General features: G+C 63.6%; 13 protein-coding genes. 4 read left to right on the forward strand and 9 right to left on the reverse strand.

The window, feature by feature from the left end; genetic code table 11:
• Positions 1–79 precede the first annotated feature (79 nt).
• Positions 80–892, forward strand: a complete 813-nt coding sequence (cysE, locus tag ACGYLO_RS14725) for a serine O-acetyltransferase (protein ID WP_209217607.1) — start codon at positions 80–82, stop codon at positions 890–892.
• A gap of 71 nt (positions 893–963) precedes the next feature.
• Here the strand turns inward: cysE and ACGYLO_RS14730 are convergent, their stop codons facing one another.
• The 5 genes from ACGYLO_RS14730 to ACGYLO_RS14750 form a co-directional block, all read right to left on the reverse strand.
• Positions 964–2,319, reverse strand: coding sequence for a pyruvate dehydrogenase complex dihydrolipoamide acetyltransferase (locus ACGYLO_RS14730; RefSeq protein ID WP_271689896.1), 1,356 nt, complete (start codon positions 2,317–2,319; stop codon positions 964–966).
• A gap of 10 nt (positions 2,320–2,329) precedes the next feature.
• On the reverse strand, positions 2,330–3,721 hold the full coding sequence (locus ACGYLO_RS14735; RefSeq protein WP_271689897.1) for a pyruvate dehydrogenase complex E1 component subunit beta: 1,392 nt from the start codon (positions 3,719–3,721) through the stop codon (positions 2,330–2,332).
• Positions 3,722–3,725: 4 nt separating this feature from the next.
• The gene (gene pdhA, locus ACGYLO_RS14740; protein WP_271689898.1) at positions 3,726–4,733 is read right to left on the reverse strand and encodes a pyruvate dehydrogenase (acetyl-transferring) E1 component subunit alpha; all 1,008 of its coding nucleotides are present in this window, start codon (positions 4,731–4,733) and stop codon (positions 3,726–3,728) included.
• A 206-nt stretch (positions 4,734–4,939) separates the two neighbouring features.
• Positions 4,940–5,239, reverse strand: a complete 300-nt coding sequence (locus tag ACGYLO_RS14745) for a septum formation initiator family protein (RefSeq protein WP_067265383.1) — start codon at positions 5,237–5,239, stop codon at positions 4,940–4,942.
• Positions 5,240–5,360: 121 nt separating this feature from the next.
• Complete coding sequence (locus ACGYLO_RS14750; protein ID WP_271689900.1) at positions 5,361–6,539, reverse strand: phosphoglycerate kinase; 1,179 nt, start codon at positions 6,537–6,539, stop codon at positions 5,361–5,363.
• A 127-nt stretch (positions 6,540–6,666) separates the two neighbouring features.
• Here ACGYLO_RS14750 and ACGYLO_RS14755 point away from each other — a divergent pair, with 127 nt between their 5' ends.
• Both ACGYLO_RS14755 and ACGYLO_RS14760 read left to right on the forward strand, forming a co-directional pair.
• Positions 6,667–7,173 (forward strand): peptidylprolyl isomerase, encoded by a 507-nt coding sequence (locus ACGYLO_RS14755; RefSeq protein WP_174858656.1) that lies wholly within the window; start codon positions 6,667–6,669, stop codon positions 7,171–7,173.
• Positions 7,166–7,720, forward strand: coding sequence for a peptidylprolyl isomerase (locus tag ACGYLO_RS14760; protein WP_271689901.1), 555 nt, complete (start codon positions 7,166–7,168; stop codon positions 7,718–7,720). Before ACGYLO_RS14755 ends, ACGYLO_RS14760 begins: the two co-directional genes overlap by 8 nt.
• 228 nt (positions 7,721–7,948) lie before the next feature.
• Here ACGYLO_RS14760 and ACGYLO_RS14765 read toward each other — a convergent pair whose 3' ends face one another.
• The 4 genes from ACGYLO_RS14765 to ACGYLO_RS14780 all read right to left on the reverse strand — a co-directional run bounded on the left by ACGYLO_RS14765 (position 7,949) and on the right by ACGYLO_RS14780 (position 11,249).
• On the reverse strand, positions 7,949–8,449 hold the full coding sequence (locus ACGYLO_RS14765; protein ID WP_209217613.1) for a polymer-forming cytoskeletal protein: 501 nt from the start codon (positions 8,447–8,449) through the stop codon (positions 7,949–7,951).
• Positions 8,439–9,767: a M23 family metallopeptidase gene (locus ACGYLO_RS14770; protein ID WP_271689903.1), complete on the reverse strand. Its 1,329-nt coding sequence runs from the start codon at positions 9,765–9,767 to the stop codon at positions 8,439–8,441. The genes ACGYLO_RS14765 and ACGYLO_RS14770 overlap by 11 nt, the downstream gene beginning before the upstream one ends.
• Before the next feature lie 193 nt (positions 9,768–9,960).
• Positions 9,961–10,779: a ferritin-like domain-containing protein gene (locus ACGYLO_RS14775; RefSeq protein WP_271689904.1), complete on the reverse strand. Its 819-nt coding sequence runs from the start codon at positions 10,777–10,779 to the stop codon at positions 9,961–9,963.
• Positions 10,776–11,249, reverse strand: coding sequence for a peroxiredoxin (locus ACGYLO_RS14780; RefSeq protein WP_271689905.1), 474 nt, complete (start codon positions 11,247–11,249; stop codon positions 10,776–10,778). The genes ACGYLO_RS14775 and ACGYLO_RS14780 overlap by 4 nt, the downstream gene beginning before the upstream one ends.
• A gap of 108 nt (positions 11,250–11,357) precedes the next feature.
• On the opposite strand from ACGYLO_RS14780, the gene ACGYLO_RS14785 reads away from it, so the two are divergent.
• Positions 11,358–14,699 (forward strand): DUF3971 domain-containing protein, encoded by a 3,342-nt coding sequence (locus ACGYLO_RS14785; protein WP_271689906.1) that lies wholly within the window; start codon positions 11,358–11,360, stop codon positions 14,697–14,699.
• Positions 14,700–14,716 lie beyond the last annotated feature (17 nt).

Raw genomic sequence — 14,716 nt, forward strand, 5'->3', positions numbered from 1 at the left:
TTTGAGCATGTGCGGATTTACAAATGGTCCTACGCTATTGCATGAGCTACCCTTACGGCAGAGTGAAGGAGCCCGTGCCATGGCGCAGACACGCAGAAATATCTCGAAAGTGGACCCGGTTTGGGACCAGATTCAGCAAGAGGCCGAGGATGCGGTGCGTGATGAGCCGTTGATCGGCGGCTTTGTGCATGCCTGTATCCTGCACCATAAATCGATCGAGAATGCGCTTTCCTACCGCATCGCGGCCAAGCTTTCGTCGAACGAGATGTCGATGATGGTCGTGCGCGAGATGGTCGAAGAAGCCTATGCCGAAGACCCCGATCTCGTCGCCGCGGCGCGTGCCGATCTCGTGGCCATCTATGACCGCGACCCGGCCTGCCACCGACTGTTGCAGCCGATTCTGTATTTCAAAGGCTATCAGGCGGTGCAGGCCTACCGCGTGGGCCATTACCTCTATGCCAAGGGCAAGCGCGATCTGGCCTATTTCATCCAGATGCGGGTGAGCGAGATTTTTGGCGTGGATATCCATCCGGCGGCCAAGATGGGCAAGGGCATCATGATCGACCACGCGCATTCCATCGTCATCGGTGAGACGGCGGTGGTGGGCGACAACGTCTCGATGCTGCATTCGGTGACCCTTGGCGGCACCGGCAAAGAGGAAGAGGACCGTCACCCCAAGATCGGCAATGGCGTGTTGATTGGCGCAGGCGCGAAGGTTCTGGGCAATATCTCTATCGGCCATTGCAGCCGCATCGCGGCGGGGTCGGTGGTGCTGGAGCCTGTGCCCGCCTGCAAGACCGTTGCCGGGATACCGGCGCGGATCGTTGGGGAGGCGGGCTGTGATCAGCCGTCGATGTCGATGAACCATCTTTTCGGGCCAGACGCCGAATAACGGCAGATGCCAGTATCGCAATAAAAAAGCCGGGGCATGCCCCGGCTTTCTTCGTTTGGGTGGTGCCGCCCTTAGGCCAGCATGATCATCGGATTTTCAAGGTTCTCGACAATCGCATTCAACAGTTGGGCCCCGAGCGCCCCGTCGATCACGCGGTGATCGACCGAGAGGGTCACGGACATTACCGTTGCCGCCGTGATCTCACCGTCCTTGCCGATGATGGGCTTTTTGACACCAGCCCCCACGGCGAGAATTGCGCCATGCGGCGGGTTGATGACCGCGTCGAAGTTGTCGATCCCGAACATGCCGAGGTTGGAGATGGCGAAGCTGCCGCCCTGATACTCATGCGGAGCGAGCTTGCGGTCGCGAGCGCGGGTGGCGAGGTCTTTCATCTGCGCCGAGAGGGTCGAGAGCGACTTGGTGTCGGCGTCCTGTAGGACCGGTGTGAAGAGCCCGCCTTCGATGGCCACGGCCACGGCCACATCCGAAGGCTTGAGCTTCAGGATGCGATCCCCGGCCCAGACTGCATTGGCATCCGGCACCGATTGCAGCGCCAGCGCGCAGGCTTTGATAATGAAATCGTTAACCGAGAGCTTCACGCCGCGGGCTTCGAGCTGCTTGTTCAGGTCGCTGCGGAAGGACAGCAGCGCGTCGATTTGAATGTCGCGGCGCAGGTAGAAATGCGGGACCGTCTGCTTGGCCTCGGTGAGCCGCGCGGCGATGGTCTTGCGCATGCCGTCGAGCTTGACCTCTTCGACCTCGCGGTCCTTGTACATCTTGCGCACGGCGTCTGAGGAGGGGCCAGCGGGGGCAGGCTGTGTCACCGGCGCGGCGTCCTTGGCGGCGGCGGGGCTGTCGGTGTTGGCAGCCGTCGGCTGGGCGCTTTCCACATCGGCTTTGACGATCCGACCACGCGGGCCGCTGCCTTCGATTTGGGTGAGGTCCAGCCCCTTGTCCGCAGCGATCCGGCGGGCGAGGGGGGAGGCGAAGATGCGCCCGCCCTTGCCGTCCTTGGGCGCGGCGGGGGCTTTGGCGTCGCTGTTGGTCGGCGCGTCATTCGCGTGCGTCGCACCGCGGCCATAGCCCGCTTCGGGCGTCTCGGCCTCGGCTGCTTTGGGCGCTTCCTCGGCCTGAGGTTTCTCTTCTTTGGCCGGGGCGGCGCTGTCGATGGCGTCGGCGCTTTCACCTTCTTCCAGCAGCACGGCGATGGGCGTGTTTACCTTCACGCCGTCGCTGCCTTCTTCGATCAGGATTTTGCCGATGGTGCCTTCGTCGACGGCTTCGAACTCCATCGTGGCCTTGTCGGTTTCGATCTCGGCGAGGATGTCGCCCGAGGCGACCTCGTCCCCTTCCTTGACCAGCCACTTGGCGAGCGTGCCTTCCTCCATCGTGGGCGAAAGGGCGGGCATGAGAATTTCTGTGGGCATGATCCGCTCCTTACCGGTAGGTGACTTTGCGCACGGCCTCAATCACCTCGTCGGTGGTGACCAGCGCGTGTTTTTCGAGGTTGGCGGCATAGGGCATGGGCACGTCCTTGCCGGTGCAGGTGATGACCGGGGCGTCGAGGTAGTCAAACGCCTCCTGCATGATCACGCCGCTGATGTAGCCACCCACCGAGCCCTGCGGCCAGCCTTCTTCGACCGTTACGCAGCGGTTGGTTTTCATCACGGATTTAAGCACCGTTTCGGTGTCCATCGGGCGCAGGGTGCGCAGGTCGATGACCTCGGCCTCGATACCGTCCTCGGCCAGTTTCTCCGCCGCTTCCAGCGCATAGGTCATGCCAATGCCGAAGCTGACGATGGTGACATCCGCGCCTTCGCGCCAGATGCGGGCCTTGCCGAAGGGGACGGTATAGTCCTCAATGTCCGGCACGTCGAAGCTGCGGCCGTAGAGGATCTCGTTCTCAAGGAAGATCACCGGGTTCGGGTCACGGATCGCGGACTTCATCAAGCCTTTGTAGTCGCTTGCCGAATAGGGCATCGCGACCTTGAGGCCGGGGATCTGCATGAACCATGCGGCGTAGTCCTGGCTGTGCTGGGCGCCGACGCGGGCAGCCGCACCGTTGGGGCCGCGGAAGACCATGGGCGCGCCCATCTGGCCGCCGGACATGTAGAGTGTTTTGGCCGCGGAGTTGATGATCTGGTCCATCGCCTGCATGGCGAAGTTGAAGGTCATGAATTCGACGATCGGGCGCAGACCGCCGAAGGCCGCGCCGACGCCGATGCCGGCAAAGCCATGTTCGGTGATCGGCGTGTCGATCACGCGCTTGGCGCCGAATTCGTCCAGCAGACCTTGGGAGATCTTATAGGCGCCTTGGTACTCGGCGACTTCCTCGCCCATGAGGAAGACGTTCTCGTCGCGGCGCATTTCCTCGGCCATGGCGTCGCGTAGCGCCTCGCGCACGGTCTGCTGCTTCATCTCGGTGCCCTCGGGCCAGTCGGGGCTGGTGTCGGGCTCGGGCTGCTTCTTGCCCTCGGCAGGCGCTTCGCGGTCATCGTCCAAGGATTTAACCTGCGCGGGCTTAGCCTCTTCGCCCTTATCCTCGGCGGGGGCGGATTTCGCGGTGTCGATGTCGTCAGCGCTTTCGCCTTCTTCGAGCAGCACGGCGATGGGGCTGTTCACCTTCACGCCTTCGGTGCCTTCCTCGACGAGGATCTTGCCGATGGTGCCTTCGTCCACGGCCTCGAATTCCATCGTGGCCTTGTCGGTCTCGATCTCGGCGAGGATGTCACCGGAGGAGACTTCGTCGCCTTCCTTGACCAGCCATTTCGCCAGCGTGCCTTCTTCCATGGTAGGGCTGAGGGCGGGCATGAGAATTTCGGTTGCCATTGCTTCAGGCCTCCTGCGGAACTTCGGTTGCGTAGATGTCGGTCCAGAGCTCGTCGAGGTCGGGCTCCGGGCTTTCCTTGGCGAAATCGGCGCTTTCGTTCACGATCTGCTTGATCTCCTTGTCGATGGCCTTGAGATCTTCCTCGCTCGCGTGGTTGCCCTCCAAGAGCAGGCTGCGCACGGCCTCGATCGGGTCGCGTTCGTCGCGCATCTTCTGCACTTCCTCGCGGGTGCGGTATTTCGCGGGGTCAGACATGGAGTGGCCGCGGTAGCGGTAGGTCTTGATCTCCAGAATATAGGGGCCGTCCTTGCGGGCGTGTTCCACGGCCTTCTGACCGGCTTCCTTCACCGCCAGCACGTCCATGCCATCGACCGCCTCACCGGGGATGCCGAAGGCGCGGCCACGTTCCCAGATTTCCGCCGAGGAGGTCGAGCGCTGCTGCGAGGTGCCCATGGCGTATTGGTTGTTCTCGATGACAAAGATCACCGGCAGTTTCCACAGAGCGGCCATATTGAAGGTCTCATAGACCTGGCCCTGGTTCGCCGCACCATCGCCGAAATAGGTGAAGGTGACGCGCCCATTGCCCTTGTATTGATCGGCAAAGGCAAGGCCCGCGCCAAGCGGCACCTGTGCCGCCACAATGCCGTGACCGCCATAGAAATGCTTCTCTTTCGAGAACATGTGCATCGAGCCGCCCTTGCCTTTGGAATAACCGCCCTCGCGGCCCGTAAGCTCTGCCATGACGCCGTTAGGGTCCATGCCGCAGGCCAGCATATGGCCGTGGTCGCGGTAGGAGGTGATGCGCTTGTCGCCTTCCTCGGCAGCGGCCTCAAGGCCGACAACGACCGCTTCTTGTCCGATATAGAGGTGACAGAACCCCCCGATCAGCCCCATGCCGTAAAGTTGTCCGGCTTTCTCTTCAAACCGCCGGATCAGCAGCATGTCGCGGTAGTAGCTGGTCAGCTCCTCCGCCGAGACATTGGGTTTCTTGCTCGATTTCCTCGCGGCCATGGACGTCTCCTCCGTCGGCTTTGGTCAGGTGCCAAAAGTAGTTTAGCGTTAAACTATTCCCTAACGCATTCCAGAATGGATTGCGAGAGACTTTGTGACGTGATGCGCGCACCACGGCTGACAAGGCGAAGGAGGCCAGAGATTTGGTGTGATTGCAAGGCCGCAGGCGCGGGATAGGGGACAGTAGGGCGATTGGCCGAGAAAGGTCAGCGAATGACGATCTCATCGGTGCGGACCATGCCCAGCACCTTGCGCGCGCGTTCGTCCAAAAGATCAAGGTCGAGATAGTCGTCCGACAGGCGGCGGGTCAGGTTCTCCATCCGGGCCACCTCGGCGCGGACCTCGGCCAGACGGTCGCTCAGCTTTTGGTTCTCGGCCACGATCTCGGTCCGGCGGAACAGGCCGAAATCCCCCTGCACGGCGGCGAAGGTGAAATACAGGCTCAGCGCGAAAGCGATTGCGAAGAACAGCAATGTGCCGAAAGCCGGACGGGTGTTGCGTGTCATGGTTCTGCCTCTGCGTCTCTTGGCGGACGTGACACCAGTATGCCACAGGCGATTCGTCATGGGAATCCCACAATTGCGGGAAACCCGTTGTTTTTAGCGGTAAATCGCGTTTTTGCGCGACTTAGCCGCCCAAAGCGGCGACGCCGGGCAGGGTCTTGCCCTCCATCCATTCAAGGAAGGCGCCCCCGGCGGTGGAGATATAGGTGAAATCATCCGCCACGCCCGCTTGGTTCAGCGCCGCGACCGTGTCACCGCCCCCGGCGACGGAGATCAGCGTGCCGTCGCGGGTCTTGGCGGCTGCGGCTTGGGCCGCGGCGACGGTGGCGGTGTCGAAGGGCGGGATTTCAAAGGCTCCCATGGGGCCGTTCCAGATCAGGGTGCGCAGCTCGGCAAAGGCCGTCTCAACCAATGCGACAGTCTCGGGGCCGGCGTCGAGCACCATCTGATCTGTCGCGAGTTTTGCATCAGGCCCAAGCGGGGCGACCTCATGGGCCGCACCCTTGGCGAACTCCCGCGAGACCAGACCGTCGACCGGCAGGATGACCCGGCAACCCGCCTTTTCGGCCTGCGCCATGATGTCCTTGGCCGTGTCGTAATAGTCCGGCTCTTCCAACGATTTGCCCAGATCGGCCCCGAGTGCGGCGAGGAAGGTGTTCGCCATGCCGCCGCCGATGACCAAAACGTCGAGCCGGTTCACGAGGTTTTCCAAAAGCGCGATCTTGGTCGAGACTTTGGCCCCGCCCACGACAGCGCCCACCGGGCGTTCGGGCTTGGCAAGTGCCGCCTCCAGCGCCGAGAGCTCCGCCTGCATCAAGCGCCCCGCGCAGGCAGGCAGCAGCCGCGCCAGCGCCTCGGTCGAGGCATGGGCGCGGTGCGCGGCAGAGAAGGCATCATTGCAATAGATATCGCCGAGCGCGGCCAGTTGGCGGGCGAAATCTTCGTCATTGGCCTCCTCACCGGGGTAGAAGCGGATGTTTTCCATGAGTTGCAGATCGGCCTGCGCGTCGCCTGCGGCGTCCAGCGATGGCAGGAATGCCACGTCGCGGCCAAGTGCCTTTTCCAACGCGGGGAGGACTTGGCGCAGACTCATTTCCTCGACGACCTTGCCCTTGGGGCGTCCGAAATGCGCCAGCAGCGTCACCTTGCCGCCGCGCGACAGGATGTCGTTCACCGTGGGGACGATCCGCTCGATCCGCGTGGCATCGGTGACGCGGCCCTCTTCGACCGGCACGTTGATGTCGACACGCAAGAGCACGCGCTTGCCGTCCAGTTCCATATCGTCCAGTGATTTCCAGCCCATCGGTCTTCTCCCAATCCAATCTCTTGCGCTGTGTTTTGCTGTTATCTGGCCTCAGGTCAATGCGCGGCTTGGCAATCGCGGCCAAGCTCCTTAGGTATCTGGCAAAGACAAATCAAAGGATTGCCCCATGGCCGAGATCAAAGACCCCGAGAACACCATCCTGATGGAACTGAAAGGCGGCACCGTCACCATCGAACTGATGCCCGACCTTGCGCCCAAACATGTGGAGCGGATGAAGGAACTGGCCCGCGCCGGGAAATACGACAATGTCGCCTTCCACCGCGTGATCGAAGGGTTTATGGCCCAGACCGGCGACGTGGCCAACGGCAACATGGAAGATAACTTCAACCTGCGCGCAGCGGGCACCGGCGGCTCCGACCTGCCGAACTTGCCGGCGGAATTCTCCAAGGTTCCCCATGCGCGTGGCACCATCGGTGCGGCCCGTTCGGCCAACCCCGACAGCGCCAACAGCCAGTTCTTCATCAACTTCAAGGACAATGACTTCCTCAACGGTCAATACACCGTTTACGGGCAGGTCATTTCCGGCATGGAGCATGTCGATGCGATCACCCGGGGCGAGCCGCCTGCGAACCCTGACCGCATGATCTCCGTCAAGGTGGCCGCAGATGCGTAAGATCGCCACCTCCAGCGCAGTTCTCGCGCTTCTCGGCTCGGCGGCCATGGCCACCGGGCTCGAGATTGAGGTCGCGGGCGAGGCCAATGGCATCGTTAAGATCGACCTGCTCGAAGATGTGGCGCCCAACCATGTGGCGCAGATCACCGAACTGGCCGAGGAAGGCGCCTATGACGGGGTGGTCTTTCACCGCGTGATCGACGGCTTCATGGCCCAGACCGGCGACGTGCAGTTCGGCCGCGCCGATGGCGACACCGCACGCGCCGGCATGGGCGGGTCCGAGAAGCCCGACCTCAAGGCCGAATTCTCGGACATCGCCTATGAGAAAGGCGTCGTCGGCATGGCCCGTAGCCAGAGCCCCGACAGTGCCAACAGCCAGTTCTTCATCATGTTTGACGAAGCACCCTTCCTCAACGGTCAGTACACCGTTGTCGGCAAGGTTACCGAAGGGCAGGACGTGGTCGATGCCATCAAGCGCGGCACCGGCCCGAACGGCGCCGTCGTGGGCACGCCGGACGTGATGAAAACGGTCACGGTGACCGAGTAACGTCCAGACGAGCATCGTGTGGGGTGGGCTTGCTCTCCCCACGCATCGGCCAGCTCAGGCCGTGATGAAATGAGCGTTATCGCCAGTGGTCTGCCATCAGCGCAGCGCGGCGCATATTCCGAGCTATTGATATTGGCGAAGCGGGCAGGGCGCAGCATAGACCGGCCCCCAAAAGCAAACAGGCGCCGCATTATCTGCGACGCCTGCGAATGTTCAGCCTGCCGAAGCTTAGGACGCCGGGTTCGGCTTCTGCGCGGGTGCGGATTTCGCGCCGGGGTTCAGCGGGTCATCCTGACGCTGCACGGAACCTTCGAAATGCGCACCAGATTCGATCGCGATGGTCTTGTGGATGATGTCGCCCTCGACCCGCGCGGTCGATGTCAGACGCACCTTGAGGCCGCGCACGCGGCCCACGATACGGCCATTGATCACCACGTCATCGGCAACCACTTCGCCCTTGATCGTCGCCGTCTCACCGATGGTCAGCAGATGGGCGCGAATGTCGCCCTCGACTGTGCCTTCAACCTGAACGTCGCCCGTCGTTTTCATGTTGCCGGTCACATGCAGATCCGAAGACAGAACGGATGCGGGCGGCTTTGCCTTGGGCGCGCTGGCCTTGAATTCGCTCTGCTTAGAGGGCGCGGGGGCCGAGGATGCACCGGAGGGTGCCGGTTTGGACACATCTGCATCCTGAGGGGCGGGATCGTTGATTTTGCTTTTAGAAAACATCGTTTGCAGCCTTGATATAGATCATGGGATTGACAGCTTTGCCACCTACGCGGACTTCATAGTGCAGATGAACTCCGGTGACCCGTCCTGAGGCACCCATATCACCGATATGTTGCCCGCGCGAGACTCTTTGACCAACTTTCACGCGCAGCTTGGACATGTGGGCATAACGGGTCTCAATGCCGAACTCATGCTGGATCTTGACCAGACGGCCATAGCCCGAGGACCAGCCTGCGTGAATCACCACGCCATCGGCGGTTGCATAAAGCGGCGTGCCCATCCCGGCGGCAAAGTCGACGCCCTTGTGCATCCGGCGGCCGCCGGTCTTGGGATCGCGGCGATAGCCGAACTGGCTGGTGAAGCGGAAAGCGTTTTTGACCGGGTTTGCGAAAGGCGCCTTTTCGGCGGCGATCCGGTAAAGGTTCAGCCGGTCCATCTGGCTCAGCAGACGGTTGGCGCGCAGTGTGTCGGGGCTCAGCTCTTCGCCGCGGGTGGTGAAGGACAGCGGCGTCATCGGCCCGCCTTGGCCCGAATAGCCCCGGCGCACGGTGGCGAGGATACGGTCGGTCGGCATGCCCGCGCTGCGGAACATCTTGTCAAGCGGGGCGACGGAAACGCTCATCGCTTCTTCAAGCTGGCGGAAGATCGCGTCGTTCTGATCGCGCATCAGGGCGATTTCTTGGGCCATCTCATCGGCTTGCAACAGCGCATCCTGCGCGTCGACCACGACCTTGTCGCGCTCCGCCGCGGTCCGGGCAAGGGCTTGGGCAAGGAAATCGACCGGCGCCTGATCGGCATCGGCGCGCAGGCTGCCCGCTTCGCCATTCTCAAGGCTGCCTTCCAGTTCGGCCAGTTTCAGCCGGGCCTTCTGGCGGTCTTTCATCGTGTCGCGCAGGGTGGATTGGATCACCTCGATCCCGGTCTCCAACTCACGGCGGCGGGTCTCGGAGGCCAGCAGTTCGGACTGCATGACGGAAATCTGCGTCAGCGCGGCGTTGAAGCGATCTTGCGCGGCAAGCGCCTCTTCGGCGCGCAGATCGCGCTGTGCGGAAAGCTCGTTCAGCCGGGCCTGATAGGTGCGCTGGTCGCGTTTGGCCTGTTCGCGAAAATTGCCGGAGCCAATGCTGTCCATCAAGATGATGGCGGTGGCAATGATGGCCCAAGAGACCAGAAAGGCCGATCCCGCCAGCCCGAGGATCTGGGTGCCGGGCCGCAGGCGGATGAAACGTGTGTCGCTGTCGGATTTCAAAAAGACGCGGCGTTCGGGAAAGTAATGCTCAAGCAGAGCATGCGTCTTGATGGCAATCCGTGTGCGCACGTTTTCGTCCTTTGTCCCGTCCCGTCGGTGCGGGGGCCTCGGCCCCTTCGCGCCCAACGTCAATAGCCAGTGCCCGCGAATGGGGCAACCCTATTGACCCGCGCCTGCGCGGCATTCCCCCATTCGTCCAAAAAAGCGCTTTTTCATTGGCAAAAAACCGCCGATACCAAGCACTTGCTGTTTTCAGACCGGATCAGCTTGGCCCGCCATCCGCCGTCAGAGGCCAGTAGAAATCGGGCGGGATTCCCGCCTCGGCGCGCTTTTCCTCGTTGAAGGGCGGCTTGAGATCGCCGTGGAAATACTTGCGCACGAGGGCATGAAAACGGTCCTTTGGGTCGTCGTCATGGCGGCCACAGAGGAAGTGAAACCACTTGCTGCCATAGGCCACATGGGCGACCTCTTCGGCATAGATCGTCTCAAGCGCGGCCACGGCGCTGTCGGCCTTCGCTTTGCGGAAAATCTCGATCATCCCGGGGGTCACATCAAGGCCGCGGGCCTCCAGCACCATCGGCACCACGGCGAGGCGGCCCATCAGATCGTCCACCGTGTCTTCGGCGGCGCGCCACATGCCGGCATGGGCGGGCATGGCACCGTAATGGCTGCCCATTTCCTCAAGACAATCGCACATCAGGTTGAAATGTTTGGATTCGTCATCCGCTGCTTTGACCCAATCGTCATAAAAGCCCAAGGGCAGCGGCACATGAGAGAAACGCGCGATCACATCCCAATGCAGATCGACCGCGTTCAACTCGATATGCGCCACGGCATGGAGCAGCGCCGCGCGGCCTTCGGGCGTGCCGGGACGGCGGCGCGGGACGTCGCGGGGCGAGAGCAACTCGGGCTTTGCGGGCCGGGCAGGGTGCAGCGGCGGGTCGGCGCGGCCCACCTCAGGGCGTTCACCGGCCTCCCGGGCCGAGAGCCACTGGGCCGCATATTTCCGCGACAGCGCGGTCTTCTCGCGCCCATCCGCCGTGCGCAGCACCGCCTCGGCCATTTCCGCCAGCGGCATCATGCGCCGCGCACCGCGTCGAGCACGGCATCCACATGGCCGGGCACCTTCACCTTGCGCCAGACCTGCGCAATCTGCCCTTCGGCGTCGATCAGATAGGTCGCGCGTTCGATACCCATGGATTTCTTGCCGTACATGTTCTTTTCGACCCAAACCTCATAGGCTTCGGTCACCGCGCCATCGGTGTCTGACAAAAGCGGCACCGTCAGCGCGTGTTTGGCGGCGAATTTGTCGTGTTTGTCCATACTGTCGCGCGAAATGCCAAAGACCTGCACGCCTGCCTCGGCGAAGTCAGGCAAACGCTCGGAAAAGCCGATCGATTCCTTGGTACAGCCGGGCGTGTCGTCGCGCGGGTAGAAGAACAGAACAACCGGCGCGCCGCGCAAGGCAGAGAGCGTGATCTCGCCACCGCCGGTCACGGGAAGGGTGAAATCCGGGGCCGGTTGGCCGGGCTGGGGTCCGATCTGCGACATGGGGCGGTTCCTTTGGCTTGTGAAGGGTCGTTCAGGGCTGTCATACTGCATCTGATTTGACAACGTCAAAGCCGCCCCAGAAAGCCGCCCCAGTCGAACCGGAGCACGATGCGCGACCCGTCCCCTTCCAGCCCCCCTGCGCCAGATGGCGAAGGGCCGCCGCGCCGCCGGTCGCGCCGCCGCGCGGGGATCGTCTCGGCTGTGGTGCTGGTGCTCTTGGCGGCGCTGGCCACCGGGGCGGCGGTCTATTTCACCGGGCGTCCGATCCCGGCGCCGCTTTGGGTGCAGACACGGATCGAGGCGCGGATCGCGAGCGCCCTGCCACAGGCGCGGGTGGACTTCGGTGCGATGGAATTCGTCGTCGACGAGGGATGGCGCCCCCGCGTGCGTTTGCAAGACATCTTTGTCACCACGCCCGAGGGCGATGAGATCGTCAGTTTCAATGAGTTCAAGGCCAGCCTGTCGATGCGGTCCCTGCTGCGCGGTGTGGCGCAGCCCCGGGCGATTTCGCTTTCGGGCGTGGTGGCAAATCTGCGCCGCGGGGCGGATGGCCGGGTGAGCCTGAGCGCCGGGGCCGGGATTGCGCCACCCGAGCGGGAGGCGGCGACCCTGCCGCAACTCATCGGCCAGATCGACGAGGTGCTGGCCGCCCCCGCGCTTTCCGCCCTCCGCTCGGTCGAGCTGCGCGCGCTGACGCTGCGGTTCGAGGATGCCCGCGCGGGTCGCGCTTGGACCGGAGATGGCGGGCGGCTGCGCCTGTCGCGCATTGGTGACGCGCTTGACCTCTCGGCGGACCTCGCGGTGCTCAGCGGGGGCGCGGGGGTGGCCACGCTCACCGCCAATTACAGCAGCCAAATCGGTGAGAGTGCCGCGACCTTTGGCGTCACGTTCGACGGGGTCGATGCACGCGACATCGCGGCGCAGGGGCCTGCCTTTTCGTGGCTCGAAGTGCTGCGGACCAATATCTCGGGCGCGGTGCGCAGCGGCATCGACAGCGCGGGCCGTTTCGCACCGATCAACGCCTCTTTGCAGATCGGCAAGGGCGTCTTGCAGCCTAATCCGCAGACCAAGCCGATCCCCTTCGATGGGGCGCAGAGCTATTTCAGCTACGACCCCGCGCGCCAGCTGTTGCGCTTTGACGAGATGTCGCTCGACAGCCCTTGGGTCTCGGGCAATATCACCGGCAGTTCGCAACTGGGCGATGTCACGGGCGGCATTCCGGGGCGGATGGTGGGGCAGTTCAGCCTGCGCGACCTGCGGGCCAATCCGGCGGAAGTCTACCCCGAGACGGTGGCCTTGGATCAGGCGGATATCGACTTTGAACTCAGCCTTAATCCGTTTCACCTGAAACTGGGCCGTCTGGAGATCAGCGATCAGGGCCGCAACCTGCGCCTTGATGGTGCGCTGGTGGCCGAGCCTGAGGGCTGGAACCTGTCCCTCGATGGGCGGATGGACCGGCTCAGCCCCGAACGCCTTCTGGCGCTCTGGCCCGAGGGGGTGAAGCCCAAGACCCGCAAATGGCTGCATGAGAACCTTCACGCGGGCCGGATGCGCAACCTCGATCTGGCGCTGCGCATGGCGCCGGGGCAGGCGCCGCAGACCTATGTGGCCTTTGACTATGCCGGGGCCGAGGTCCGGTTTCTCAAAACCTTGCCGCATATCACTGACGGCAGCGGCCATATGAGCCTGCTCGACAACCGCCTTGTCGTCACGGTGGACGCGGGCGAGGTCATCGCGCCGCAGGGCGGGGCGGTGACACTGGATGGCTCGTCCTTCATCATTCCCGACGTGCGGGTGAAAGACGGCAGCCCCTCGGTGATCCGGCTCAACACCCGCTCCACCCTGACCGCGGCGCTGTCGCTGCTCAATCAGCCGCCGATGCGGGTGATGGACAAGGCAGGGCTGCCTGTGACGCTCGCGGATGGGGAGGCGGTGTTGAAAGGTACGCTGGCGCTGCCGTTGAAAAAGGGCGGCAAGCCCGAAGACGTGCGCTATCACTTTGCGGGGGATTTGCTGGCGCTCTCGACCGATACGCTGGTGAAAGACCGCAGCCTTCAGGCCAACAGGCTGGCCATTACCGCGAGCAATGATCGTATCACCATCGGCGGTGAAGGGCGTATCGACGGGGTGGGCTTCGACGGGGAATGGTCGCAGGCGATCGGCCCCGGCTCGGATGAAAGCCGCCTGACCGCGCAGGTGGCGCTGACCCCGGCGGGGCTCGAAGCCTTTGGCGTGGCACTGCCCCCCGGCAGCCTTCGTGGCGAGGGACGCGGGCGGATTGCCGTGGACCTCAAAAAAGGCGAAGCGCCGCGCTTCACGTTGCAAAGCGATCTGGCGGGTTTGGGCGTCTCCGTCCCGCAACTGTCATGGAGCAAGGCGCCGGGCACCAAGGGCGAGTTGCGATTGGCGGGGCGTTTGGGCGAGACGCCGAATATCGACGCCTTTCAATTGAACGCGCCGGGGCTGCGGGTGGCGGGCTCCATCGACCTTGCCCCCGGCGGCGCATTGGACCGGGTGCGGATCGACCGGCTGCGGCGGGGCGACTGGCTGGATATCCCGTTGCAACTGATCGGGCAGGGCAAGGGCAACCCAGTGCAGGTGGTGCTGGGCGGCGGCACGCTCGACATGCGCCGGGCCGAGTTCGGCGGGGCCGAGGGGCAAGCTGGGCCGCCGATGCGCGTGGCGCTGGACCGGTTGCAGATCACCGACACGATTTACCTAACCGATCTTTCGGGCACATTCGACACCGCCAAGGGGATGGACGGCGCCTTTACCGCCCGGCTCAATGGCGGCACGCCGGTGCAGGGGCGGGTGCTGCCCCAAGCGGGGCGCAGTGCGGTGCGCGTGGTCTCGGACGACGCGGGCGGGGTTCTGCGCTCGGCCGGGTTGGTGAAACAGGTGGTCGGGGGCAACCTGTCGCTCACCCTGCTGCCGGTCGGCTCGGGCGGTGCCTTTGACGGGCAGCTCACGGTCAGTGACGTCGCTATTCAGGACGCGCCGGGGATCGCGGCGCTGGTCAATGCCATCTCGGTCGTCGGGTTGATCAATGAACTCAACGGCGACGGGATTTACTTTGACGATGTGGAGGCAAACTTTCGCCTGACCCCGAACCGATTGACCCTGACCGAGGCCAGCGCCGTGGGCGCTTCCTTGGGCCTGTCGATGGATGGGGTCTATGCGCTCGACAGCGGGTTGATCGACATGCAGGGCGTGATCTCTCCGGTCTATATGTTCAACGGGATCGGGTCGCTCTTTACCCGCAAGGGCGAGGGGCTGATCGGGTTCAACTACCGGCTCACGGGGGCCGCGAAAGAGCCCAGCGTTTCGGTCAATCCGCTCTCGGCACTCACCCCTGGCATGTTCCGCGAGCTGTTCCGCCGCCCGCCGCCCCAGCCGCCACAGGTGCAGGGCCAAGCGAATCCGGTTGCCCGGGTGCCGGAGGAACGCTAAGCGCCGAAGCGACCCTG

It is taken from the genome of Sulfitobacter sp. 1A13353, assembly GCF_043557255.1.
GTDB classification, from domain to species: Bacteria; Pseudomonadota; Alphaproteobacteria; order Rhodobacterales; family Rhodobacteraceae; genus Sulfitobacter; species Sulfitobacter faviae.